Annotated in this window: 28 protein-coding genes and 1 tRNA gene; 16 read left to right on the plus strand and 13 right to left on the minus strand. The window is 62.9% G+C overall.

Going from position 1 to position 24,767, the window contains the following annotated elements; all coding sequences use genetic code 11:
- Nucleotides 1-36: 36 nt before the first annotated feature.
- Nucleotides 37-1,110: a glutamate--cysteine ligase gene (locus AArcS_RS05010; protein WP_238479391.1), complete on the minus strand. Its 1,074-nt coding sequence runs from the start codon at nucleotides 1,108-1,110 to the stop codon at nucleotides 37-39.
- A gap of 284 nt (nucleotides 1,111-1,394) precedes the next feature.
- Between AArcS_RS05010 and AArcS_RS05015 the strand changes: the two genes are divergently transcribed.
- The 15 genes from AArcS_RS05015 to AArcS_RS05085 all read left to right on the plus strand — a co-directional run bounded on the left by AArcS_RS05015 (nucleotide 1,395) and on the right by AArcS_RS05085 (nucleotide 14,706).
- Nucleotides 1,395-1,916: an Lrp/AsnC family transcriptional regulator gene (locus AArcS_RS05015; protein ID WP_238479392.1), complete on the plus strand. Its 522-nt coding sequence runs from the start codon at nucleotides 1,395-1,397 to the stop codon at nucleotides 1,914-1,916.
- A 73-nt stretch (nucleotides 1,917-1,989) separates the two neighbouring features.
- A complete protein-coding gene (locus tag AArcS_RS05020; RefSeq protein WP_238479393.1) occupies nucleotides 1,990-2,394 on the plus strand; it encodes a plastocyanin/azurin family copper-binding protein in 405 nt (134 codons plus the stop codon).
- A 102-nt stretch (nucleotides 2,395-2,496) separates the two neighbouring features.
- A complete protein-coding gene (locus AArcS_RS05025; RefSeq protein WP_238479394.1) occupies nucleotides 2,497-3,294 on the plus strand; it encodes a hypothetical protein in 798 nt (265 codons plus the stop codon).
- A gap of 75 nt (nucleotides 3,295-3,369) precedes the next feature.
- Complete coding sequence (locus tag AArcS_RS05030; RefSeq protein ID WP_238479395.1) at nucleotides 3,370-4,752, plus strand: metal ABC transporter substrate-binding protein; 1,383 nt, start codon at nucleotides 3,370-3,372, stop codon at nucleotides 4,750-4,752.
- Nucleotides 4,753-4,797: 45 nt separating this feature from the next.
- Complete coding sequence (locus tag AArcS_RS05035; RefSeq protein WP_238479396.1) at nucleotides 4,798-5,541, plus strand: metal ABC transporter ATP-binding protein; 744 nt, start codon at nucleotides 4,798-4,800, stop codon at nucleotides 5,539-5,541.
- Complete coding sequence (locus AArcS_RS05040; protein WP_238479397.1) at nucleotides 5,538-6,626, plus strand: metal ABC transporter permease; 1,089 nt, start codon at nucleotides 5,538-5,540, stop codon at nucleotides 6,624-6,626. Before AArcS_RS05035 ends, AArcS_RS05040 begins: the two co-directional genes overlap by 4 nt.
- Nucleotides 6,627-6,768: 142 nt before the next feature.
- Nucleotides 6,769-8,865 carry an acetate--CoA ligase family protein gene (locus AArcS_RS05045; protein ID WP_238479398.1) on the plus strand — a complete coding sequence of 699 codons (2,097 nt, stop codon included), beginning with the start codon at nucleotides 6,769-6,771 and terminating at the stop codon, nucleotides 8,863-8,865.
- Nucleotides 8,862-9,944, plus strand: coding sequence for a phosphotransacetylase family protein (locus tag AArcS_RS05050; RefSeq protein WP_238479399.1), 1,083 nt, complete (start codon nucleotides 8,862-8,864; stop codon nucleotides 9,942-9,944). The genes AArcS_RS05045 and AArcS_RS05050 overlap by 4 nt, the downstream gene beginning before the upstream one ends.
- 46 nt (nucleotides 9,945-9,990) lie before the next feature.
- Entirely contained in the window at nucleotides 9,991-10,650 is a 660-nt protein-coding gene (locus AArcS_RS05055) for a DUF7547 family protein (RefSeq protein WP_238479400.1), read from the plus strand.
- Between the two features lie 42 nt (nucleotides 10,651-10,692).
- Nucleotides 10,693-10,776 (plus strand) — tRNA-Leu (locus tag AArcS_RS05060).
- Between the two features lie 324 nt (nucleotides 10,777-11,100).
- Nucleotides 11,101-11,532: a nucleotidyltransferase domain-containing protein gene (locus tag AArcS_RS05065; protein WP_238479401.1), complete on the plus strand. Its 432-nt coding sequence runs from the start codon at nucleotides 11,101-11,103 to the stop codon at nucleotides 11,530-11,532.
- A complete protein-coding gene (gene hepT / locus AArcS_RS05070; protein ID WP_238479402.1) occupies nucleotides 11,525-11,953 on the plus strand; it encodes a type VII toxin-antitoxin system HepT family RNase toxin in 429 nt (142 codons plus the stop codon). Before AArcS_RS05065 ends, hepT begins: the two co-directional genes overlap by 8 nt.
- Before the next feature lie 431 nt (nucleotides 11,954-12,384).
- Complete coding sequence (locus AArcS_RS05075; RefSeq protein WP_238479403.1) at nucleotides 12,385-13,020, plus strand: hypothetical protein; 636 nt, start codon at nucleotides 12,385-12,387, stop codon at nucleotides 13,018-13,020.
- A 122-nt stretch (nucleotides 13,021-13,142) separates the two neighbouring features.
- The gene (locus tag AArcS_RS05080) at nucleotides 13,143-13,541 is read left to right on the plus strand and encodes a hypothetical protein (RefSeq protein ID WP_238479404.1); all 399 of its coding nucleotides are present in this window, start codon (nucleotides 13,143-13,145) and stop codon (nucleotides 13,539-13,541) included.
- A gap of 46 nt (nucleotides 13,542-13,587) precedes the next feature.
- On the plus strand, nucleotides 13,588-14,706 hold the full coding sequence (locus tag AArcS_RS05085; RefSeq protein ID WP_238479405.1) for a DUF2157 domain-containing protein: 1,119 nt from the start codon (nucleotides 13,588-13,590) through the stop codon (nucleotides 14,704-14,706).
- Between the two features lie 202 nt (nucleotides 14,707-14,908).
- Here AArcS_RS05085 and psmA read toward each other — a convergent pair whose 3' ends face one another.
- The 11 genes from psmA to AArcS_RS05140 all read right to left on the minus strand — a co-directional run bounded on the left by psmA (nucleotide 14,909) and on the right by AArcS_RS05140 (nucleotide 22,463).
- Nucleotides 14,909-15,691, minus strand: a complete 783-nt coding sequence (gene psmA / locus AArcS_RS05090) for an archaeal proteasome endopeptidase complex subunit alpha (RefSeq protein ID WP_238479406.1) — start codon at nucleotides 15,689-15,691, stop codon at nucleotides 14,909-14,911.
- A 4-nt stretch (nucleotides 15,692-15,695) separates the two neighbouring features.
- Nucleotides 15,696-16,175 (minus strand): Rpp14/Pop5 family protein, encoded by a 480-nt coding sequence (locus AArcS_RS05095; protein WP_238479407.1) that lies wholly within the window; start codon nucleotides 16,173-16,175, stop codon nucleotides 15,696-15,698.
- Nucleotides 16,172-16,792 carry a class I SAM-dependent methyltransferase gene (locus AArcS_RS05100; protein WP_238479408.1) on the minus strand — a complete coding sequence of 207 codons (621 nt, stop codon included), beginning with the start codon at nucleotides 16,790-16,792 and terminating at the stop codon, nucleotides 16,172-16,174. Before AArcS_RS05100 ends, AArcS_RS05095 begins: the two co-directional genes overlap by 4 nt.
- Nucleotides 16,776-17,483, minus strand: a complete 708-nt coding sequence (locus AArcS_RS05105; RefSeq protein WP_238479409.1) for an RNase P subunit p30 family protein — start codon at nucleotides 17,481-17,483, stop codon at nucleotides 16,776-16,778. Before AArcS_RS05105 ends, AArcS_RS05100 begins: the two co-directional genes overlap by 17 nt.
- 70 nt (nucleotides 17,484-17,553) lie before the next feature.
- Nucleotides 17,554-17,994, minus strand: coding sequence for an RNA-binding protein (locus AArcS_RS05110; protein ID WP_238479410.1), 441 nt, complete (start codon nucleotides 17,992-17,994; stop codon nucleotides 17,554-17,556).
- Nucleotides 17,995-18,001: 7 nt separating this feature from the next.
- Entirely contained in the window at nucleotides 18,002-18,181 is a 180-nt protein-coding gene (locus AArcS_RS05115) for a DUF1918 domain-containing protein (protein ID WP_238479411.1), read from the minus strand.
- Nucleotides 18,182-18,243: 62 nt separating this feature from the next.
- Nucleotides 18,244-19,044: a ferredoxin Fer gene (fer, locus tag AArcS_RS15900; protein WP_375139633.1), complete on the minus strand. Its 801-nt coding sequence runs from the start codon at nucleotides 19,042-19,044 to the stop codon at nucleotides 18,244-18,246.
- Between the two features lie 51 nt (nucleotides 19,045-19,095).
- The gene (locus tag AArcS_RS05125; protein WP_238479412.1) at nucleotides 19,096-19,623 is read right to left on the minus strand and encodes a DUF7519 family protein; all 528 of its coding nucleotides are present in this window, start codon (nucleotides 19,621-19,623) and stop codon (nucleotides 19,096-19,098) included.
- The gene (locus AArcS_RS05130; protein WP_238479413.1) at nucleotides 19,620-21,014 is read right to left on the minus strand and encodes a DUF58 domain-containing protein; all 1,395 of its coding nucleotides are present in this window, start codon (nucleotides 21,012-21,014) and stop codon (nucleotides 19,620-19,622) included. Before AArcS_RS05130 ends, AArcS_RS05125 begins: the two co-directional genes overlap by 4 nt.
- Nucleotides 21,007-21,585 carry a DUF7269 family protein gene (locus tag AArcS_RS05135; RefSeq protein ID WP_238479414.1) on the minus strand — a complete coding sequence of 193 codons (579 nt, stop codon included), beginning with the start codon at nucleotides 21,583-21,585 and terminating at the stop codon, nucleotides 21,007-21,009. Before AArcS_RS05135 ends, AArcS_RS05130 begins: the two co-directional genes overlap by 8 nt.
- Nucleotides 21,582-22,463 carry a DUF4129 domain-containing protein gene (locus AArcS_RS05140; protein ID WP_238479415.1) on the minus strand — a complete coding sequence of 294 codons (882 nt, stop codon included), beginning with the start codon at nucleotides 22,461-22,463 and terminating at the stop codon, nucleotides 21,582-21,584. Before AArcS_RS05140 ends, AArcS_RS05135 begins: the two co-directional genes overlap by 4 nt.
- 160 nt (nucleotides 22,464-22,623) lie before the next feature.
- Between AArcS_RS05140 and AArcS_RS05145 the strand changes: the two genes are divergently transcribed.
- Nucleotides 22,624-23,229, plus strand: a complete 606-nt coding sequence (locus AArcS_RS05145) for a sulfite oxidase-like oxidoreductase (RefSeq protein ID WP_238479416.1) — start codon at nucleotides 22,624-22,626, stop codon at nucleotides 23,227-23,229.
- 6 nt (nucleotides 23,230-23,235) lie between these two features.
- On the opposite strand, the gene AArcS_RS05150 is transcribed toward AArcS_RS05145, so the two are convergent.
- Nucleotides 23,236-24,765, minus strand: a complete 1,530-nt coding sequence (locus AArcS_RS05150) for a lipopolysaccharide biosynthesis protein (RefSeq protein ID WP_238479417.1) — start codon at nucleotides 24,763-24,765, stop codon at nucleotides 23,236-23,238.
- Between the last annotated feature and the right edge of the window lie 2 nt (nucleotides 24,766-24,767).

Here is a 24,767-nt window from a genome sequence, read left to right on the forward strand (position 1 = left end):
GAAGGACAAAAGCCGCCGGAGAATAAAAGCCTTGGCTCAGAGCAACAGTGAGTCACACAGCGCGTCGATACCTTTCTCCGTTCGGAGCCGGCGCTGTTTCGATGCCCCGCTTTCGGCGTGGTAGAGGTCGCGGAGCCCGTCCACGTTCAGTCGATCACACTCGATTTCGACCAGTTCGCCGAGTGTCACCGTGCCCTCCGTGTCGGGGGAGATAAACGAGGCGTCGTGGCCGTATCGCAGGGCTCGCCACTTGTTCTCGTCGAGCAGTTCCCGGCGGATCGGTGTACCGGGCTCGCCGTCCTCGTACCGCTCCGCGAGGTCGATCACCAGCGCGTGGACGTACTCGACGAACGCCATGATACAGTCCTCATCGGCCTGTCCGTCCGGCGTTCTGATCTCGACCGTGCCGAGTTCAGAGTGAGGACGGACGTCGTACCAGAGCTCTCCCCGGTCGTTTATCGAGTCCGTCTCGATCATCGTCTCCTCGAACGCCCGGAATTCGTCGAAATCGTCGAACGCGGTCGGCATCCCGGTGTTCGGCAGCGCCTCGAAGATCTTCGCCCTTGCCGACTGCAACCCGGTATCGTAGCCGTTCCAGTACGGCGAGTTCGCCGAGAGTGCCAGCAGCATCGGCAGGTACCAGCGGACCTCGTTTGCGACCCACGTCGCTTTGTCGGCATCGTCGACACCGATGTGGACGTGCAGTCCCGCGGTGGTGTTGCGGTGCTGTGGGTACTGGATCCGATCCAGCTGGGCCCGATATCGTGGTTTTTCGGCGTGGTCGAGCTCACGCCACTTCGCAGTGGGGTGAAGCCCGGCGGCAGCGATCCCGTAACCGTGCTCGGCAGCGTGTTCGACCAGTGCCGACCTGATTTCGTGGAGGGTCTCAGGCGCGTCCTCGATCCCCTTGATAACGGGAGTCTGGGTCTCGATGACGAACTTGAACAGTTCGTGGTCCAGTCGTCCGTCGAGAATCTCTGGTGGATCAGTCTCGTAGACGAGCTCGTCCGTCCCCGAGGTCGGTCGACCTCGGTCGTCGACGACAAAGAACTCCTCCTCGATACCGATCGTTCCTAGCTCGGTGAACACATCGGCCGAACCACCTTCCATTGCAAGCCCGTAATGTATCCGCTAATATATACCGTTTGGACTCGCCTGGGGAGATACGCGCGACAGAAAAGTAAAACTACTCTGATAGTAGCCAGGAATTCGGGAAACGAGCCCGGTCTCCCTATCGAAGCATGGGGAGTCGAATTACTAGTCGCGATGGCGGCGACAGGGACGTAGTACTGTATCGCCAGCCCTGTGATCTCGTCCAGTGGTCTGTAGATTATTGATAAAAATCAGGAAAACAATGTCGAAAGTAGTTTATGCGGATACCGACAAGAACTGGTATGGTCGAACTGGACGAGACCGATCTACATATCTTGCAGCTACTGACCGAGAACTCCCGTCGGCCGTACAACGACATCGCCGAGCAGGTCGGTGTCTCACCGCCTACCGTCTCCGATCGCGTGGACCGTCTCGAAGAGCTCGGGGTTATCAGCCGATTTACGCTCGATCTCGATCGATCACAGATCAGCGAGGGCGTCGGCGTTCTCGTCGACCTCCATCTCCGGCCAGGAACGGTGCACGATGTCATCGATCGACTCGCCCCGCTAGAAAGCGTTGATCACGTGTACGCAACCGCGGACGCACACGTGGTCGCGCGGGCGACGGTGGACGAGTGTGAGATCCACCGGATCCTCACCGACACCCTCGACCTCTCGCAGGTCGTCGAATACGACGTGAGACTGTTGATCGACTCGGTCTGGGAGCCCACGGTCCAGAAAGCAGATGCCGAAGACGAGACCCCGTACGACGACCCCACTGCGATACCGGCAGGCGGTGCATCACTCGGAGCCGACGGTCAGTAGCTATCCGACAACTATCCAGTATTAAAGCTGCTAATCAGCCTTTTCTCCGGTCGGCGCTTACGTTCTCTCGATTATGACAGAAAGATCCACGATCGATAGGCGAACGTATCTCAAAGCAGCAGGCGCGGTCGGCGTCGCTGGAGTTCTGGCGGGGTGTGCTGATAACGGTGAAGAGCCAGCCGACGAACCCGCAGATAACGACGGTACAGCGACTGTCCTCGTTGGGCCGGACGGTCAGAACATCTTCGAGCCGGAGGAGCTAACGATCGACGCCGGGACAACGGTCGAGTTCATCTGGGAATCCGATACACACAACCTGGCGCTGGTCGAGGGGCCTGATGACGGCTGGGACGGTTACGACGAAATCGAAGACGAGGGGTTCGAGTACGAACACACGTTCGAGGTGGAGGGTACCTACGAGTACGTCTGTGAGCCCCATGAGGCACAGGGTATGTTCGGCACGATTATCGTACAGTGATACGCAAGATATTATTATATCTCGCCCCTGTTGTGGCACTTGTTATTAATGACTCCTACTGATATAATAACATATTTGTATGCGACTACCGTTGATGCGTGTATGGAGCAAACACGACGACGTCTGCTCGCGAGTACCGGTGGACTACTGACTGCAAGCGCATTCGCTGGCTGTCTCGGGGACGACGATGAGGCAGGGGCGAACGGTGACGAAAACGGTGACGAGAATGGAGGGGCTGCCGCAGCCTCGGTGACGTTCCTCGTCGAAGGAGTGGGCGGTCACGATCACGACGACGATCACGACCACGACGACGACCACGACGACGATCACGACCACGACGACGACCACGACGACGATCACGACGACGACCACGACCACGACGACGATCACGACGACGATCACGACCACGACGACGGCCTCTCGCACGACGAGATCGATCACGCCTGTGGTCACATGGAGTACGATGACGAGGATCCGATCGAAGCGGCTGACTCACCGGAAGACGCACCGGTCGTGTCCGATACTCACCAGCCGTTCGATGTGTCCATCGAAGGCGATACCGGCTACGTAGCCTTCGAAGCTGGGGACGACGACGACCACGATCACGACGACGACCACGATCACGACGACGATCACGACCACGACGACGACCACGATCACGACGACGACCACGATCACGACGACGACCACGATCACGACGACGACCACGATCACGACGACGACCACGATCACGGGGACGGCGACACCTTCGCCTTCTTCACTGCCGGTGGCTCCGTCGAAATCGCTGAGGGCCACGCTGGTCACTCCGAAACGGGCGTCGAAGATTGTGCCGGCATCGACGAATACGCCATCGTCGAACTCGACCACGGCCGTGCAGTCGCCGAGCTGCACGCGGAGTAATCGACTGCAGCGAGATTATTAAAAACACACTTCCAGATAACAATCCTTTTACGCAACACTAACAAAATACAGCGTATGCAACAGACACGACGCTCCGTTCTCAAAGCTGGTGCCGGAGCTGCTGCTTTCGGCACTCTGGCTGGCTGCCTCGATAGCCCGCTCGGCGGGGAAGAGGGTAACGGGGGATACGCGAGCTTCTTCGCGCTGTGGGACTGGGCCGAACAAATAAGCGGTGACGAACTCTCCTTCGAGAACCCCGTCGAAACCGGATCGATGGGCCACGGATGGAGTCCCGACGGCGATCTGGCGCGGGAGATCGCGGCGACGAACATGTTTCTGTACTTCGACACCCCCGAGTTCTCGTGGGCACAGGACGTCGCCGCCGAACTCGAACGCGACTACGAGGATGTCCGGGTCGTCGACGCGATGCTGGGGCTCGAACCGTTCCTGATCGGCTTCGACGACGACCCGATACCAGAGCCGGATTACGGCCGGGAGTTCCCGCCCGAGAGCCTCCGCCTCAACGAGTACGATATCATCGACCTTCGATCTGACCAGCGGCTGGGCTACTGGCACGACAACCACTGGCACGGTGGTGTGCCTGACCTCGAACTCGGTGACAGCGTTCCGTTCGGCGTCGTAATCGAGGACGACGAGGGCTACGTCCTGCCGCTCGGCGAGGACGAGGAATACCAGCTCGACGCCCGGATCGCCGACGGCGAAGACGAGACCCCCGTCCGCATCGAGTCACACGGCGATCACGTGGAGTTCCACGGCGAGGAGCTTGGACAAACAGCCGTCGTCATCGAGCTCTGGGGGGACGACGAACTCGTCCACGACACCGAGAGCGATCCGTCCACGGTCGAGGTCATTGAGGAGTACGAAGGCGACGGCGCGGACGACTTCCACGACCCGCACGTCTGGGCTGACCCGGTCCTCGCCCAGCGCGTCGTCGACACCATCGCGGACGAGCTCGCTGAGCTCGATCCCGATAACGCAGACCTGTACGAGGAAAACGCTGCGGCGTACAACGACCGCCTCGCCGAAGTCGATCAGCAGTTCGAGGAGCTGACCGAGAATGCTGACAGGAACGTCGCCGTCTTCGCCGGGCATGACTCGTTCCAGTACGTTGAACGGCGGTATGACTTCGAGCTGGTGACGCCGACCGGTGTTTCGCCGGATGCGTCCGTCTCGTCGAACGAAATCGGCGACCTCCTCGAACTGATCGATGCGGAAGGCATCGATACCGTACTCTACGATCCCTTCGAGGTGTCTGATCCCGGCGAGGAGTACCCCCAGATGGTCGAAACGATCTTCGAGAACAGCGATGTCGAGGACGCCGAGCCCCTGACGCCCGCGGAAGGCACCACTGCGGAGTGGTCCGAAAACGGCTGGGGTTGGGTCGAACAGATGGAAGAGATCAATCTGCCGTCGCTCCGGGCGGCACTCGACGCGTGATACGATGGAAAGAGTAAAACCGAGTCTGCTGGTAACGGTGCATAGATGACGACGGTCGTCGACGTGGAGGACGTGACGTTCTCCTATGGGGAGACTGTGGCAGTCGAAGACATATCGCTGTCAGTCGAGTCTGGGGACTTCCTCGGGATGATCGGCCCGAACGGCTCGGGCAAAACGACTCTGCTTCACCTGATGATCGGCCTCGCAGAGCCCGACAGTGGAAGTATTAGACTCTTTGGCGAACCGGCGGCCGAATTCGAGGAGGGCGAACGCCTCGGCTACGTCGCCCAGCGCTCGACCGACCGCGGCGGTGCGATGCCGGTGACGATCCGGGAAACCGTGCTGATGGGGCGGTTCGCCCACGTCGGGCACTCCCGACTGAGCGACGAAGACCACGCAATCGTGGACGACGCTCTTCGGACGGTCGATATCGCCGACCTCGCACACCGTCCGATCAGCGCGGTCTCCGGCGGCCAGCGCCAGCGTGCCTTTATTGCTCGTGCGCTGGCTTCCGAGTCCGATCTGCTCGCACTCGACGAGCCCACCGTCGGCGTCGACGCCGACTCGCGAACTGAGTTCTACGACCTGCTCGACCATCTCAACGAGCAGGGGATCACCATCATCCTGATCGAGCACGACGTCGACGTCCTGACGAAACACGTCAACAAGGTGGCCTGTATCAACCGTGAGCTGTACCATCACGGCGATACGGTGTCGTTCATCGAGAGCGATGCCCTCTCGGAAGCGTACGGAAAATCGACCGGCGTCCTCGATCACAACCACCCATGAGCACGGATACCGCAGATGAGCGGACCGAGCAGTCACTGCGTGCAGGGGGTGTGCCGACCCGACAACGCATCGAGGAGGTACTGCTCGTCCTCACAGCGCTTCTGGGAATCGGAATGATCGGTTTTGTTACCGTCGACTGGCTCCGGGCTGCACCGGGGACTGTCGGCACGTTCACCGGGACGGCGTTCGCCCAGTTCCTGATCCTTGGCGAGTGGCTCGATTACTACCTCGGGACGAACGTCTTTCAGCATCCGTTCATGTGGCGACAGATCGCGACTGGCGTCCTGGTGGGGATCGTCGGCCCACTCGTCGGAACCTACCTCGTTCATCGACAGATGGCGCTGATCGGTGAGACACTCGCTCACACCGCGTTTGCCGGTGTCGCCATCGGCGTCGTGGTCGTCGGACTGTTTGGTCTCGCCGGATCGAGAGGGCAGTTGCTGGTCGTCGCTCTGATCGTGAGTGTCGCCGCAGCGCTCGGGCTACAGTGGCTGACACAGCACACGGACAGCTACGGCGACGTACCAATTGCGATCGTGCTCACCGGGAGTTTCGCCGTCGGGACACTGCTTATTTCCTGGGGCCGGGAGTTCGTTTCCGTCCCGATCGAGATCGAGGATCTACTGTTCGGGAATATGTCGGTTGTCACCGCACAGGGCTCACAGATCGTCGCCGTCCTTTCGGTCGTCGTTACCGCCCTCGTTGTATTCAACTACAAGCAGTTCCTCTTCATCACGTTCGACGAGAAAGCCGCCCGCGTTGCACGTTTTAATGTCTCGTGGTACAACGCGCTTCTGGTGACGATGACCGCTGTCGTTGTCGTCGGGGCAATGCAGATTCTCGGCGTGATTCTGGTAGCTGGGCTACTGGTCATTCCAGTCGCTGCAGCCTCGCAGGTCGCTGGCGGCTTCCGGGAAACGCTGTACCTGTCGGTACTGTTCGGGCAGGCGTCGATTCTGGGTGGGATCGGCTTTGCGATCTGGGCGAGTCTCCCCTCCGGCGGCTCGGTGATCGTGGTCGCAATCCTGATTTATCTCATTGCCGTCGCCTTTTCGGATCGGTCTGCAACGCTGACGATGCGGTGACAGCGGCGATGGGATGTGTGTAACCGTTATACACAGATCGGTAATTATCACGAATATTGTTTTGGCTGCATGAGGAGGTCCTTTATACCCCGCACGATGTCAGTCAGTTTTTACCGGTGGATACATTTAGATTCATGTAGCGATGGGAGCGTTATCGGACCTGTTCGGGCCGGAGCGTGTAGCCGTCGTCGGTGCAACCGACCGGGAGGGATCCGTCGGGCGGGCAATCCTGACGAACCTCCAGGCCGATTACACTGGCGAGGTCGTTCCAATCAACCCGAACCGTGATGCGGTGCTGGGACTGGACTGTTATGAATCAGTGGCGGCGGCGCCACCGGCGGACCTGGCTGTAGTGGTCGTCCCGTCAGGGATCGTCATCGATGCGGTGCGGGAAGCGGCTGAGGCGGGTGTCGACGACGTCGTCGTTATCACCGCCGGCTTCAGCGAAACCGGCAGCGAAGGTGCCGAACGGGAACGCGATCTGATCGAGGTCGCCGAGGAGTACGATCTCAACCTCGTCGGCCCCAACAGCCTCGGCGTGATGAGTACGCCGAACGGTATGAACGCCACCTTCGGCCCGGACAACGCACAGGAGGGATCGATCTCCTTTATGAGCCAGTCCGGTGCGTTCATTACAGCAGTGCTGGACTGGGCGAACGATCAGGACCTCGGATTCAAAGATGTCGTCTCACTGGGTAACGAGGCCGTCCTCGACGAGTCCGACTTCATCAACGAGTGGGGTGACGACCCGGACACCGACGTGATTATCGGCTACCTCGAAGGGATCGATCACGGTCGGGAGTTCATCGACACCACGCGGGAGGTAACCGACGACACGCCGGTTGTGCTCGTCAAATCCGGCCGGACCGAAGCCGGTGCGCAGGCGGCCTCCTCACACACCGGGACGATCGCCGGGAGCGAACAGGCCTACGCGGCAGGCCTCGATCAGGCGGGCGTCCTGCGCGTCGAGACCGTCCAGGAGATGTTCGACTACGCGCGGATGCTTTCGGGCCAGCCACTCCCCGAGCGCGACGACGTTGCGGTCATTACCAACGCGGGCGGTCCGGGCGTGATGACCACTGACGCGATCGGCGACTCGCGGCTCGACCTTGCGAGCTTCTCCGACGAGACGCTGGAAACGTACGGCGAGATGCTCCCCGACGAGGGTAACATCTACAACCCGGTCGACGTGCTCGGTGACGCCGACGCGAGTCGGTTCGAGAAGGCCCTCGACGCCGCGCTGACCGATCCCGGTGTCGGGGCCGCGATCGTCGTCGCGGCGCCGACCGCCGTCCTCGATTTCGAGAATCTCGCCGACGTTATCAGCGAGAAAAAAGAAGAGTACGAGACGCCGATCGTCTCCGCACTGATGGGCGGGGAGAGTACCGCAGCGGCCGCAGAAAAACTCAAGGACAACGGCGTCCCGAACTACTTCGATCCGGCGCGTGCGATCCGGAGTATCGGCGCGCTTTCCGAGTATCGGGACATCAGCCGGACGAGCCACGAGGAGCCGACCGACTTCGATGTCGACCGCGAGCGCGCACGAGAGATCCTCGAAGGTGCGAAAGCCCGCGACGACAACCGTCTCGGTGTCGAGGCGATGGATCTGCTCGATGCCTACGGCATCCCGACGCCCGAGGGAGACGTCGTCGACTCGCCCGCGGAGGCGGAGGCAGTCGCCAAAGAGATCGACGGCCCCGCAGTCATGAAGATCGTCAGCCCCGACATCCTTCACAAGTCCGACATCGGGGGCGTAAAAGTCGGCGTCGAAACCGAGGACGTCGCGGACGCCTACGAGGATCTCGTGACGCGGGCGCGAAACTACCAGCCCGACGCAAACCTCATCGGGATCCAGGTACAAGAGATGGTCGACCTCGATGATGGGACGGAAACGATCGTCGGCCTCAACCGCGACCCGCAGTTCGGCCCGATGGTCCTCTTTGGCCTCGGCGGCATCTTCGTCGAAGTGCTCGAAGACACGACGGTTCGGATCGCACCGATCAGCGAACCGGAGGCCGACGAGATGATCGACGACATTCAGGCCGCGCCGCTGCTGCGCGGGGCGCGAGGGCGCACGCCGGCGGATACGGACGCCATCTCGGAGTCGCTCCAGCGCCTCTCACAGCTGGCGACCGACTTCCCGGCGATCCTCGAACTCGACGTGAACCCGCTGGTCGCGGGACCGGACGGTGCGACGGCGATCGACCTGCAACTGACCGTGGACACTGATAAACTATGACGAAGACGCTACTCGTAACCTCGACCGAAGAAGGCACCGGCAAGACGGCCGTCTCGATCGCGCTCGGCATGCTCGCCAAGGAGCGCGGCCTCGACGTCGGCTACATGAAACCAAAAGGGACGCGGCTCCGTTCCCGCGTCGGTAAGACGCTCGACGAGGATCCGATGCTCGCTCGCGAGCTGCTGGAGATGGACGCGGAGATGCACGAGCTCGAACCCGTCGTCTACTCGCCGACGTTCATCGAGCAGGTCATCCGCGGCCAGGAAGACGCCAGCGACCTCCAGACGCAGGTCAAAGAACACTTCGAGACGCTCGCGGCCGGACGTGATCTGATGATCGTCGAGGGCGGCGGCTCGCTGACGACCGGCGGCATCGTCGACCTGACTGATGCCGACGTCGCCGAACTGCTAGACGCCGAAGTGCTCCTGCTTGGCGGCTACGAGACGGCGGGCGATGTCGACGAGGTACTTGCAGCCGCACGGCAGCTCGACGACCGGCTCGCTGGCGTCCTGTTCAACGCCGTCACCGACGACGCCTTCGATAGCCTCGAAACCGACGCGGCACCGTTCCTTGAAAGCAAGGGCATCTCGGTTCACGGCGTGCTCCCGCGCGAGCAGGACCTCGCCGGGATCACGGTCGCTGATCTCGCGGACGAACTCGGTGCGGAGATCCTCACCAACGCCGACACCGATGCCTACGTCGAACGCTTCAGCGTCGGGGCGATGGGCAGCGACGCCGCGCTCCGTCACTTCCGGCGTACACGCGACGCCGCGGTCATCACCGGCGGCGACCGCTCGGACGTCCAGACTGCCGCGCTGCAGGCACCCGGTATCGAGTGTCTTATCCTCACCGGCGGCCACCGCCCGACCGGAGCCGTCATCGGCAAGGCAGAAGAGAAGGGCGTCCCGATCCTCCTGCTCCAGACCGACACGCTGACCGCGATCGACCGCGCCGAGGGCGTCGTCAGCGAGGGCCGAACCCGTGACGCAAAGACGGTCGACCGTATGGGCGAACTGCTTGCGAGCCACGCCGACGTGGACGGCCTCATCGGCGCTCCGGTCGAGGACGCAGACGAGTAACGCCACGACCACCCCGTTTTTGTTGGCGGCACACCAACTCGACGCTATGAGCGACAGCGCCCCCGACGAGGAACTCGCCCGAACCGCCGAGGAGCTGGCCGATACCCTCCGTGACCTCCGCCGGGAGGTCGAACCACGGCCGCGGCCACGGCGTGGCCCGCTCGGGCTCCCTCGCCCGCCCTCTCCGCGAGAACTGCTCGATTTCGCCGACGACGTTGCGATCCCGACCGCGATCGCCGTGCTGGAGGCGAATATCCGTATTCTCGAAGCTCTCCAGCGCGCCATCTCGGTCGCACAGGCCGAACGCGAGGCCCGCGAGCGCGGCGAGGAGCTCCGCGGCGAGGCCGAACGCCGCGGCCGCGAGGCGCGGGATGCCGCCACCCGCCTCGGCGAGGAGAGTCTCGACCGGCTCGACGACGCACTGGCCGAGCTTCAGCGCGCGGTCGACGAGGGCGCGCTCCCGCGGGACGAAACGGCCCGCGAAATCCTTACCGAAGCCCGCGAACTCCGGAACGACCTCGACGAGCAGGTCCGGGATGCCGAAGCACGGGTAGACGAGCAACAGGAGCGAGCGCGTCGCAACGAGCAGGAAGACGCCGGGGAGGACGACGATCCGGTGCAGGTCGACGTCGACTCCGAACTGGACTCCCTGCGGAGCCGGTATGGTGACGACGACGAGGAATCGACCGACGAGGATCCGGACTGAGAACGACAGGTTCTTGTTTTTACTTCGGGAATATCGGGTAGCGCGCGGGTAGCCAAGCCAGGAAAAGGCGTAGCGCTTAGGACGCTATCCCGTAGGGGTCCGCCGGTTCAAATCCGGTCCCGCGCACTGAACAAAAACTGCGAGCGTAGCGAGCAGTTTGCAGTGAGGGAGCAGGAGCGGATTTGAACGAGAGAAGACGCGCACAGCGAAGCGAGCACGTCTTCGCGTTGTTCAAATCCGGTCCCGCGGCCAGTTCTCGACTCGGACAAGTGCAGTTGCTGTGAGCGGATACTGAACGAGCGGAGTTGAGTCGCAGCGAAGCGAGCACGTCTTCGCGTGGTTCAAATCCTATTCCGACTGTTCTTTCGAGTTACACTCAGTGTCGGTCCTGTTCGACCAGATAGTCTACGCAGCGGAATTCTTTTGTGACGATACGCCGTCGATTTACATATGGACGGGGGCAACGTGGATTCGGAGCTGATCGCTGCCTTCGAAGCGTCAGTGTGCGCTGACGCCGACGTCGAGTTCGCTATCGTGTTCGGTTCCCAGAGCGCGGGTGAGACGACCCAGGCGTCTGATATCGATCTTGCCGTCAAGTTTTCCGACGGTCTTACTGAGGGTGATCGGTTCGACAAGCGATGTTTCCTGTCGGGAAATCTTCAGCGAGAGGAGCTCCCATTTATCGATGTCTCCGACATCGAAGCGCTGTCGCTTGATGTTGCACATGACGCGGTTAACGGGACATTTGTCTGCGGTGACGAGGACGCGTTCGAGCAGTTTAAATCGGACACCGAGGAGGCGTTCTCTGCCAACCGTGACACTATACGTCGCGAGCAGCGTGCTGTGATCGATCGAATCGCGGAGGACGGACTGCGTGGCTGACAGACGAGTTGTTTCGATCAAGCTTGAGCAGATCGAACAGTATCACGGCGAATTATCCGAGAAGCAAGAAACGCTGTCCCGCGAAGAGTTCCTTCGAAGTACGACCGAACAGCGCGCCGTTGAGCGAATGTTCGAGAACGCGATTCAGGCGTGTTCTGATCTGGCTCAACATATCGCGACGCGCGATTTCGGGTACGACGGGAGCACTGCGAAAGAAGCAGTCCACATTCTGTCTCAAGAGGGCGTTATCGACGAGGAGACAGCGACCACACTTGTGTCCGCTATCGGGTTCAGAAACGTCCTTGCCCATGAGTACGGACATGTCGATGCTGGGGAAGTATACGAAACACTCCAAACCGGACTCGCAGTGTACGATGCATACAGCCGACAGATGGCAACGTGGGTTCGAGACGGAAAATAAGTTTGCTGATAATATAACGGCCTGTACCAGCGTATGGACCCTAAAAACACGGTTGACGACTGGCTGACTATAGACAGTACCACTCCAGAACAGGCCGATTCCATTCTCTCGCACCACGAGAGTGAGACGGGTCCACGCGGCTGATTGCCGCCGCTTCCGTGATGGGTGCGACGTGAGTGCATTCGACGGGTATCCCGTGCTTGTTCGATACCGGCACATTTGAACCACCAGAAAGCATTTATTATACAACAATCAGGCTCTGATATGAACCGGCGAGCGTTTCTCTCCGCCGCAACAACTGGATGTGCGACGACAACTGCGGGCTGTCTGGGGGTGACGGAGTAGATAATCTCGGGTACGACCGGTGTACGGCTTCGTTCATTCCTCTGTATGAATTCCCGACGGAGGTCAGTACTGAGATTGAAACCGCTTTGCGAGACGGCGAATACACCGCAGATGAACTTACATACCCGGAAATCGTCGCCGAGGACTCGATCCTGTGGGATACCGAACAGAACCGCTACTACGAGCATCACGTCCACGCGGATGATTCATTTCTCGGGCGGGGCGAGACGATGTTGACGTTCGAGGAGGTAACACCAACACGAGGGCAACCCCCAGAACTCACGGTGAGCAACCAGACCGATGACGCGGTCGACGTGAGCGTCACGATTGCAGAGGACGGCGGAGAGGCAGTAATCACGGACGAGCTTACTGTCGAGCCCACGGATTGGCTGAATGAGGTCGAATCCGTTTCGAGCGGTGAGTACGTTGGTCGAAAGGGCGAGATGCTCCGTGCTCCCGGACTGGAGTGCCCCAACGAGCTGCAGGACTACGAAGTTGTCCTTGAAACCAACTCCAGTAACGTGAGTACGTCCCATGAGGCTATTGTCAGTGTGACGCCGCGGATGGAACACTTCTTTGTGCAAATCGGAAGCGACGGGATCGTATCCGGTGAGATCTGGGAGAACAGCGGGTTCTTTCAGTCACAGGACGAATTGGACAGCAAGGATGGCCAGAACTGGGCGTGTGCGACGCCATTGGGCGGGTGGCCAGAGGAAAATTGAACAGACCGACCAGGTACGGGCTGGGGACAGCGGCAGGCCGACTGGATCGCTTCCAGTCCGTCTTCTCGCAGCGACGCGCTGGCGTCCCAAGACACATATCAACCGATCGTGAACAGACGACTATGCCAACCAGGCGACAGCTTCTGAGCGCATGTGGAGTTGCGTCGCTGTCGGCTGGCTGCCTGTCGGCCCACACCGCGACAACCGGCGACCTGATACTGCTCAATCGCATGGAAGAGCAGACAGCGGCCACAGTCGAGATCGAACAGGACGGCGAGTCGGTGTTCGCGGACACCTACGAGATCGATGCCGGGACGCGTCCCGAGCCGACAGAGGTCGTCGAACCGGACGTATTCGAGGGGACGAACGGGACCAGCTACTCGGTTTCTGTCACACATATGGGCCACGAACACGAGTTCGGCTACTCTATCTCGTGTGCCGATCGGGAGACCGCGGATGTGCTGTATATCGAGCTCTACGGGGAGCACGACGTCGAACGCGAGCGCAGCAGATGCGGGTGAGCGCCCCCACGAAGTTTATGACCGCTCACTGTGAACCCGTCAAAGTATGGACCGCGACGACCTCGAAGACGCGGTCGAGGACTGGGTGGCCGCCGACATCATCACACGGGAGCAAGCCGAGGCGATCCTCGATCACCACGAGCCCGAGGATCGGGCCTCGCGCCTGATCACCGCACTGTCGGTGATGGGAGCGGTGCTGGTCGGCGCGGGACTGCTGTTGTATCTCACCGCGAACTGGGCCGATATCCCACGAGCGCTTCGTGCACTCCTGCTGGTTGGGATCCCCGCCGCTGGTTACGGTGGCGGCGTGTGGCTCCAGCGTGGGCAGTACCCGCGTGTTGGGCTGGCGCTGCTCGTGTTCGGGGCGGGCTTCGTCGGCGTCTCGCTGTTCGCGCTTGCCGACCTGTTCGCGCTGGACGTCGATCCGGCGTGGCTGTTGCTTGGCTGGACAGCCGTTGCGGTACCGACCGGCCACGCGCTGGCGTCCCGGCTGGTTACCGCGGGTGGCCTCGCGGTCGGCGCGGCGACACTCGGCACAGCAACGACGGCAGAGCCCGCCGTCGTGATCGGCCTCTACGGCGTCGTCCTGTTCGCGCTGGGGATCTGGCGGCGCGGGACAGCGGTCGGGGTCGCCTACCGATTCGTCGGCGTTGCAGGGGCGCTCGGGACCACGATCGTCCTGGCTGGCACGGGCGGGCGGTTCGGTCCGGCGCCCGAGATGGACGCCGTGATCCTCGCCGTCGGGGTCGGTGCCGTCGCAGTAACCGGGCGAGGGGCGCTCGATAGCCGGACGAGCGAGAACGTCGCGTTGCCGCTCTGGACTGGCCTCGCAACGCTGGTACTCGTGGTTTTACCCACGCTGGCGGTTGCGGACCTGCAGCCGACAGCCACCGCACTGCTCGCGCATCTGCTCGCGCTGGTGCTGGTGCTCGCCAGCGTCACCGTCAGCTACCGGTTCGGTGAGCCAATGCTCGTGAACATCGCCGCGCTGGCGTTCCTGCTCGTCGTCCTGTCGTTTCTGGGAACGACAGTGGCGGATGCGCTCTCCGGCGCGATCGCACTCGTCGTCGGTGGACTGATCCTGCTCGCCGTCGGCCTCGGGCTCGAACGAGGGCGGCGGACGCTGCTCGACCGGATGGGTAGTCCAGACCGTCGCGAAACGTGAGGCGGATGTGAACTGAAGGCGAACATTGTAGAAATTCCAGCGACTGCTTGTGATTTCTATCTGTATGCAGCCTACAAATTCTACACATTGTGCCGATCGAGGGCTGCTCGTCGTACTGTGTCGGATCCACGAGACCGGAGATATCGCTGTGGCTCCACGGCGGTCGGTCGAAAGGGAAGAAAGGCCCGTCGAGGGGACTGGCTTACTCCTCGTCGTCTTCTTCGTCTTCTTCGTCTTCTTCGTCTTCGTCCTCGCCAGCGAGCAGGTCGTTGGCGTCGAGATACTCGCGGATCTCGTCGGTATCGAGTTCGGCGTACTCCTCGGTCTCGGTCTCGATCGTCGCCAGAGCGAGTCCTTCGGGGTTCAGTTCGTCGTCGTTCACGGAGGCGAGTGCTTCGAGCGCCAGGACGATGCCGTCGTCCAGACTGTCGCCGCCGTCGTAGTTCTCCTCTAAGAACTCCTGGATGTCGCCGCGGTCGGCACCGACTGCGAGCGCCTTCCATTCGTACGGCGTCCCGGAGGGGTCCGTCTCGTAGAGGCGCGGTTCGCCGTTCTCGATGCCACCGATAATCAGCGCGACGCCGAAGGGACGTGCGCCACCGACCTGTGTGTACTGCTGGATGTGGTCAGTGACCTCCTTCGTGAGCGTCTCGACGCCGACCGGTTCGCCGTAGCGAAGGCGGTTGGTCTGGGCGTTCTGGCGCGCGAAGTCGATTAGCTGGCGGGCGTCGGCGACGTGCCCTGCGCTGGCGATGCCGATGTGGTCGTCGGCCTTGTGGAGCTTCTCGACGCTGGTTCCTTCGAGCAGCGGCGACCGGATGCGTTTGTCGACCGCAAGAACGACACCATCCTCGGTCCGAACGCCGATGCTAGCTGTGCCGCGTTTGACCGCTTCGCGGGCGTACTCTACCTGATAGAGCCGTCCGTCCGGGGAGAAGATCGTAATCCCTCGGTCGTAGGCCTGCTGTTGGGCTTGTCCCTGCATAGTATCACTGTAAATCGAGTGTCATCGCGCCGACGTGCGAGCCGCCGACCGCGACATCCACCAGCTCGTCGCGGATGACCGCAGATCGTCGTTCGCCGTCGAACACGACGTTTCTCTCGTCCGAAACTTCCGTCCCTCGTCCTAAATACTTTTCTTCACAGGCACGGATCGTGCCACTGATACCGGTGAGGCGTACGCCGATTTCGTGACTGTTGATACTGTCGATACAGGCAAGCGCGGCACGGGCCTCGGTGACGTGTCCGTGTCGGGCGCGGACGACGGTTTCCCCCCTGCCCTCCGCAAACGAAAAGTCGAGCACGGTTAGATCGGAATCGGCACTTCCGGCGTCCCCGACGAGGTTCTGAGCGGCGTACCAGAGTTCGCGCTGAAACGCGCCGCGAGAGAGGTTGGCTTCCGGTGACGACTCCAGCACGACGGCGAGATAGCGCCAGCGTGGACGGAAATGTTTTGGGAGGTGTTTCATTGCGCGCCGTCTCCGTGTGATCGTTCTGCGACGAGTACGCCGACCTGTTCGTGGACCGGTTCGACCGCGGTTAGCGCGAATTCGGCGTCGGTTAGCGCGTCCGCGAGCAGTCCAACCGTTGCCGGGTCGTCGACTTCGGGGCTGTAGAACGGTTCCCCGGGGTCGGGTTCGCCAAAGAACATCACGTCGCCGAGGACGAACTTCCGTGGCCCAAGCCCGGCGATCACGTCGATTGCCTCGCGTTTTTCCTCGTCCGAGAGGTGATGCATCGCGAAGTTCGAAGTGACGATGTGGACCTCCCCGTCGACGTTCGGCTCACGAAAGCGTCCCTCGCGGAAATCGATGTTCGTGATCTCCCGTTCGGTCGCCTTCTCGCGAGCCTGTTCGAGCATCCCCTCGCTGACGTCCCGGCCGAGCACACGCCCCGCGTCCTCGGCGAGCGCAAGCGCGATCGCGCCGGTACCGGCCCCGAGGTCGAGAAGCGTCTCCTCGCCGTCCGGATCGGCGTGCTCGACGACGAGCTCGACGCATGCACGATACTCCGGGCTCTGATCCTCGTCGTACTCCGCGGCGATCTCGTCGAATCGCTCGCCGTGATCGTCAGGCGTCTTCGTCATATCTTCCACGTTCGATCCCCGGCTCAATGAACGACTCGGACTGGATCTCCCGGTTGCGCTCGATCAGTCGGTCCCACTCGGCCAGCCCCGCCTCGATCCGTTCGGGGTCGAACCCAATGGTCTCCCCGACGGCGGCGAGTTCCCGCGGTGCGCGCAGGTGGAGGTGCGACCGGGGCGTTGCACTCACCACGAACGGCGCATCGTACTGCTCGACGAGCTCGCGGAGCTTTCGGAGCGACTTGAGCGCCCGGACTCGCTCACCGCCGGTCGTCCGGAGGACTGGGGACAGGTCGAACTCGATCCGGACGCCGTTGTCCCGTGCAGCGCGGGCGAGTACGTGGTTGAAATCACCATCGCCACGCATCGGGTGAGCGAGCACGTCGACGCGCTCCTGTTCGACCGCAAAGCGGTTGATCGCGTTCGTGCCACCCCCCACGATGACGAGCCGATCCCGCTCGCGGTAGTTGCCGACGAAGCCGCTGGCTCGCTGGGGGTCGTCGCTCGTGATCTGGTTTGCGGCGACGATATCGACGCCGGTTTCATCTCGAATATCGGCGAACGAAGCACGGTCCCGACCGGCCTCCTGGGCGTTCCTGACGACGATCCCGTCGTAGCCGTACTCGCTCGCCGTTTCGGCCAGCCGCGCGACCGTCGAGTCACCGTCTGGCCAGGCGTGGACCGCCTCGTACATAGAACGAAAACCGGCGCGGCGGCTCTTTGCAGTTGTGTTTCGACGTCGAGACCGGCAAGGAAAGCGGCCCTCAGAACGCGTCGTCGCGGACGCCCTCGATCGCTTCGCGGGCGTTCTCGACGGCCGCGGCCTTCTTTGCGGGGTACGCCTCGACTTTCGCGCGGAGGGTGATCCCGTCGCCGACCGCCGCCGTCCCGTTGAACGCGGATTGTTTGTCGAGACTCAGAAATAGCGAGCAGTTCTCGTCGACGCGCTGGTCGAGTTCGTCGAGGAACCGATCCACGTCGTCGAGCTCTGCGACGCGGCGGAGGACGTGACGCATGTCGTCGGCGGTTTCGACCCGGGCGGAAAGCACGACGATCCGGTCGCCGTAGTGGCCCTCGCTTTCGGCGCGGTCCACCTCGAACTCCTCGGGGAGATAGTACTGGAGCGCCTCGGTGACCCGCTTTTCGTCCTCCGTCGCGTAACAGAACGTGCGAAGGTCGATGTAGTGGAACGGAACGCTCGCCATCGGGAGGTTACTCTGCTGCTTCCAGCGAATCCTCGGAGATGCCGGTCTCCTGGCCGTCCTCGAAGCTGACGGTGTAGGTCTCGTCGCCGAACATCGTCTCCATGACCTGTGTGACCGTCCCTTCCTCACCGTCGTACTCGCTGTGCTCGTCGTGCAGAATGACGCTATCGTCTTCTTCGTAGCTCATAGGTCGAGTACCCTCTCTGCCAGTAAAAAGGGACTGATTCGAGGCGCTGGCCGCAGGGACGGTCACACCGGAGAGTCGGACTCTGCCATCGGCGAGGGAAGTCGAAGCTCCTCCAGTTCGTCGAGGAACTGGACGTTCATGATGAGTTTGAGCTCCGCCGTTGCGGGTACACCGACACAGGTGAGCCGCGCGTTCAGCCGCTCCACCTGATCACCGCTGAGAATCGTCTGGCCGGGCATGGCAACGTCGCCCTCTTTGACGATCACCGCGCAGTTCGCGCAGGCTCCACCGCGGCAAGCGTAGGGCCATGAGAGTCCCCGATTTTCGGCGGCTTCGAGGATCGTCTCCCCCGGCTCGACAAGGAACCGACCATACTCGCCTGCGTCGAGGTCCGCGTTCGACGCCTTCTCGAAGAGATCATCGTCGTCGATCGACCAGCCGCGCTCCTCGATCGCCTCGTAATCGAGATACTGAACCTGCGATTCGGTGCTGGCGATCAGCGGTCCCGTGTCCTCCTGGCTGTACCGGTGGACGATATTTGCTGCCTGGGTGATCGGCTTCGCTTCGAGCGAGGCAAACCAGTCGATCACGGTCTTTCGCCCGAGCCCCGACCGGTCTGCGAGTTCGTCGAACGCAACACCCTCTCGTTCGGCCACCGGAAGCACGATCGGCCCGGATTCGAGCCGGTCGATCCAGTCCTGTATTTCGTCGCTCGGACGATCGTACCAGCTCGCCAGCTCGGTGACCGACGCCCCTTCGTCGTATGCGATCGCAATCATCAGGAACAGCGTCGACTCCTTGCTCTCGACTTCGTCGAGCCAGTCCCGGAGGTCGTCACTGTCGACGTAGTTCAGTTGTCCCATACTGTAATGACTGACAGACCGTTTTATAAAAGTCGGACCTGACTGCGTCGATCACTGGGTGTTCGTTGATGTCGGCGAGCTGACCCGGAGCGCCGACGCGAGGAGCACGGCTGCCACGGTCAGCAGGACGACCGAAACGATGGGTCGGCCGCCTTCGAAAGGCACATACAGCGCGTAGGCAGCAACCGCGGTCCCGAAGCCGACTGCGGTCGTCCCGGCGGCGTGTGAGAGTTCGGCCGAGCGTGTCTCGGCCTCGTAACCGACCTGCTCGCCGAGTTCGACGGCGTTGACCGCAGCGTCCCAGGCGAGCACCGAGAGCGCGCCCCCGATCAGGGTCGGTCCGACTCCCGCGTCACCGACCCCGGCCACGAGAACCCCCGCGAACAACAGCACGCCGCCGCCGGTGACGAAGCGTTCTCGACCGTAGTGTAGTCCCGCGCCGATTACCGCGACGCCGGGAATCGTCAGCCCGGCCGAGGGCGGCATCGCGACGCCGAGGACGGCCACCGCGAGGATCCCCGCGGCGAGCGAGATCGCGGCTCCGGGTTTCGTCGGCGATCGATCGACTGCGGGGCTCACGCCGACCACCTCGCGCCGGCCCGCGAAATCGCTGTGACGAGCGGCTCCTCCCACGCCCAGTCGACGACACGCAAGCCCGACCGTCGAAGATCGGCGATCCGGAGGTCACGTTCCATCCGGGCGACCGATTCGCCGGTCGACCGGGTCGTCGTCGGGTTCGGGCTGATCGCGGTCAGCAAGTGCCCGCTGGCATCAAGTAGTTTCGCCTGCTCGACGACCAGATCGTCCACGAGCGGCGAAAAGAGGATGATCTGGGCGTGACTCGGTAGCTGCTGGCGCAGCGCGGCGACGCTGATCGGGCGCTCGATCAGATCGTCGACCGAATCGGGTGCCAGCAGCGGCTCGGTCTGGAACAGCTCTCGGGCCCGCGTACGATGATCTCCCCCGCTCCCGGGCGGGAGCCAGCACTCGGTCGTCCCGAGCGCGGCGATCCCAACCCGGTCACCGGCATCGATGAGCGAGGAAAACGACTGCATCGCGCCCTCGACGGAACGTTCGACCGCGCTCGATGCGCTCTCGGTCGGCCGACACCACGCCTCGGTTCGGACGTCGATCAGCAGGACGACCGACGCCGCCCGCTCCTCGCGAAACTCCAGTGTCGAAAGTTCGCCCGTCCGGGCGCGGGTGTTCCAGTCGACCCGCGAAAGTGGATCGCCGGGCTGGTACTCCCGGGTAGCGAAGAACTCCAGCCCATCGCCACCGATGTCCGTCTCGACACGGCCGGAGTACGGCGTCGTTAGCGGCTGCAGCGAGAGGTTCGTCGATGGTGGGAGGGAGCCGGGGGTACAGACGAGCGGCTCGCTCTCGTCTTGTACCCGTGTTTCACGTTCGACTGCACCGCTGAAGCCACGGACGAGCACCTGTGCCGGCTCGAATTCGTGAGCACCTCGCTCGGCAGTGATCGTGTAGCTGAACGTCGCCCGCTCGCCGGGATCGAGCGCCGCCGCGTGGCGGGGCGTCCCCTCGGCGACGTGTAACTGGCCCGGCACGCCGTCGACAATCCGGACGTCGGGTAGGCTCGACTCGCCAACGTTCTCGATCGAGACGGTAACCTCGATCTCCTCTCCGGGATCCGGTCGGTCGTCCTCGAACTCACGATGGAGATGGAGCTCCGACTCCGGCGCACTGCCAGCCTGTGCGTAGGCGGCGAACGTGACGCCGAAGACCCCCGCGAGGAACGCGGCGGGGTTCTGGGCAAACACGCCAAACGCGATACCAAAGAGCGCAAGCGCGGTGATCCCTGCCCAGCGACCGGTCTGCCGGAGGACGTCCTGGTGGGAGTCAGCAGCCGTACGGACTGGCTCCGCCGCTCCGTCGTCCGCTTCAGTTGTCGTATCCGTCGTCTCCGCCGCTTCGTTTCTGCCTGTGGGAACCTGTTGTGATTCACTCATCGGTATCCTCCGTTCTCGTCCAGATCCGTTCTAGCTCCTCCGCGGCCCGGCGCGCCTTCAGCCCGAATCGCGATTCCTCCCCAAGACGAACCCGCAGCCGGAATGAAAGCGGGAACGCAGCCCATCCCGTGCCATCGAAAAACGCCGCGGCGACCGGATCGTCGGTCCACTCGCCGCTCTCCAGGCGTTCGCGGGCCTCGGATTCGGTGTATCCACGTCGTCGCTGCAAGACAGTGACACCGACCGCTTCGAGGCGCTCGGTGACCGTCTCACGCCCGGAGATCTCGTGGACGGACGAAGCCGATCGCAGGGCACGGTCGAACCCCTCGCCGGGTGTCGGAATGCCCTGAATCAGCTCGGGATCGCCGGTCCGGGCGTGGCCGGGCTCCATAAACCAGCGGTCCCGCGCGATGTAGACGCCCAGACCCAGAGCGGCGATCCCGACGATAGTGAGCAGGAACTCGTCGGCAGAGAACATCGCACCGAGGCCGGGTGAGAAGAACGTCGCGACACCCAGCGCGGCGATAACCACCCCAAGTCCCACGCCGATACGGCGCTCGATGGTCGTCATTCCGACTCACCCCCGTACGCGCGTTCGATCTGCCGAAGCGCCTCGACGGCCTGTTGCTCGCGCTCGGGCGTCACGGCGCGCTCGCCGTAGCGGACTTCCTCGAAGACGGTCCGGAGCGCATCGACGTGCTGGCGGTCCAGTCCGGCGTCGACCGCGGCGCTGGCAAAGTCCCGTGGCGTGCTCGTCTCGGGGTCCCGGAGATCGACGATATCGACCATCTCACTCCACGCGGTATAGACCTCGTTTTCGAACTCCCTGTCCGATTGCTCGATTCGATCGGCCGCCTCACCTGCGGCCTCGCCGAGCTGCATCTCCTCTGTTTGCTCGTCCGACTGATCAAGGTCGACAGTTTCTGTCGATTCATCGCCACCCCGCCGGAGCCAGTACAGGAAGGCTCCGAGCGCAGTCAGCGCAATCAACCCGATCAGGACGATCGTCGCAACCGGACTGCCGCCACCACCTTCTTCGGGTTCGGCTTCTTCGGCGGCGTCTTCGACACCGGGATCCGGGGCGACCTCGCCGATTCCATCGAGTCCTTCCGCTGCGGTTTCGCCGTCCCCGCCGGCGGCCAGAAAGAGCCCTGCTCCGATCGTGCCGATCACGAGAACCCCGGCAAGAAACGGGACTGCCTTGCCCACCGACATATCAGAGGCCTGCCCGTCACCGAGGAAATAGACCCCGGCTGTGAGCCCCACCACGAGCACGGCGAGAACCCCGAAGACGAGGGTCGAAGATACTGGTAGCGATAGCTGTACTGCGCCGCCGATACCGGCCGTCGCGGCGGCGTCGGTCGGATCGGAGATCGTCGCCGCCCCGAGGCCGAAGGCGACGAGACAGACACCTGCTGTGAGAGCCGGACGTATGGTAGTAGAGCGCATGATCTTTGATTCGTCGGTCCTGCGAGAGGGCCGCATGTCAGACCGTTACAGGCGGGTGGACGCGTCCGGAAAAAAGTGTACCGATCCCCGAGTACCATCGGCGTTCGGGACCACGGCGGCGAGCGTCAGACATACGGCCCCGACCGTCCTATCACGAGTAATGACCGACACCGTCGACAGGAACTGTACGGAACTGTACGCCGAGTTCGGCGACGAGCGACTCCCACCGGGACAGCGCGAGACCGAGGAGTTCCCCGTCCTCTCGAAGAGCGGGACGCCAGAGTGGGACCCCGACGAGTGGGAGTTTCGGGTGACCGGTGCGGTCGAGCAGGAGTTGACCTTCGGCTGGGACGAGTTCGGAGAACTCCCCACGGAGACCCAGCAACAGGACTTTCACTGTGTCACTGGCTGGAGCAAGTTCGACTGTCAGTTCACGGGCGTTCCCTTCCCTGCGCTCGCCGAACGCGCCGGGCTTCATGATGACGCCTCACATGTGCTCTTTTACGCGCTCGACGACTACACGACGAACCTACCCCTTGAAGACTGTCTGCGGCCCGAAGTGCTCTTTGCCTACGAGTTCGACGGCGAGTCGCTGCCGGAAGATCACGGCGGCCCGCTCCGCGTCGTGACGCCGCACAAATACGCTTACAAAGGCGCGAAGTGGGTCTGTGGCGTCGAGATCCTGACCGAACAAGAGCGCGGTTACTGGGAGAAACGTGGCTACTCGAACACTGCTGACCCGTGGAACGAGGAGCGGTACAGCTGAACGGATCTACGCGATCCGGGTCCGCAGGTTCGACCGATAGCTCGCGTACAGTTCGCGGACGACGAACCGGTCGCGCGGATCGACGCCGATGAGCCGGAGCGCCCCGACGTAGACGGCGAGCCCGAGCGGGACGCCCACGAGGACCGCGAGACCGCCCGAAACGACAGTGCCGAGCAACCACATCGCCGCCGTGGCGACCCCGCCTGCGGATATCGGTGTGAGAAACGTTCGATCGAACGGCCATAGCCCCTCGAACTGTCGTAACAGTACGACCTGAATCGCGTTCTGTACGGCGATGGCGAGCGACGTACCGAGCGCCGCGCCGACCAGTCCGAACTCCACGATGAACGTGTAGGTCAGAACGACGTTGAGGACGGCGAGGAGCCAGTCGAGAATCATTCGTGCGTACTGGTGGTCGGTCATCATCAGCAACCAGCCGGTCGCGCCGACCGCGCTCCCGACGAACACGCCGCCGAGATAGACGACCAGCGGGACGTACCCCTGCGTATACGCCGGGCCGAACAGGGCCAGTAGCTCCCGACCGTACACGACGAGCACTGCGAGAAAGGGGACGACAGTCGTGATGATCAGCCGTGTGACGGCAGTGTAGATCGCATTGAGCGTCGCCATCCGGTCGCTGGCGTAGAGATCGGACGCGACCGGTGGAAGCAACTGATTGAACGACAACAACGGGATCCACGCGATCGCGACCAGCACGAGCAAGGCGTTGTACACGCCCGCCGCGACCGCGCTCAGGAGCGCCCCGACGAGCAGGACGTCGACCCGGTTCTGGAACACCTTCCCGAAGCTACTCATCGCGACAGGTCCGGCATGGTTGTAGAAGCGCCCGGACTCCCCCTTCGCGCCTCGGAGCGAAGGTCGAATCCCGGTCGATCGAACGGACAGAGGGACGGCGACCACGGCGAGTATCGCCGTTCCGACGACGATCGCGCCCGCCACGCCCACTACGGAGTAGCCGAGTGCGAGCGCGGCGACGGCCGCGAGCAGTCGGACGCCGGGCCGGAGCAGCTTGTTGAACACCACTTCTCCCCGCGCGGAGCCGACCGCCCGGAAGACGCCCGCGACGATCATGATGACTCCCAGTAGTCCCACTAGGAGTCCGAAGGCGCGCAGTGTCGGGATGAACGCGGCCTGCTCGACGGTGAGTTCGTTGATCCGCGGCGCGGCCAGCCAGACGCCGACCGCGAGCGCGCCCCCGAAGCCGACCGTCGTGGCGTAGGCCAGCCCGACGACCGCGGATCGACGGCGTGGGTCACTCTCGTACTCGGGGACGTACCGCTGGAGCGCCGGGACGCTTCCGAACGTAACGAGCCGGACCAGAACCTGGGCGATGCGCCACGCCAGCGCGTACACACCGTACGCTGCAGGTCCCAGACCCCGTGCAAGAATGATCTCGACAGCCGAGATTAGCGCACGTTGCGCGGAGACACCGCCGGAGGTAACGACTGCGCCGTGTGCGATCGTCAGGAGTGCCTCGCGTTCCCCCTCGGGGATCGACTCGTCGTCTCGATACACGT

Origin of the sequence: Natranaeroarchaeum sulfidigenes (assembly GCF_017094485.1) — an archaeon.
GTDB lineage: Archaea > Halobacteriota > Halobacteria > Halobacteriales > Natronoarchaeaceae > Natranaeroarchaeum > Natranaeroarchaeum sulfidigenes.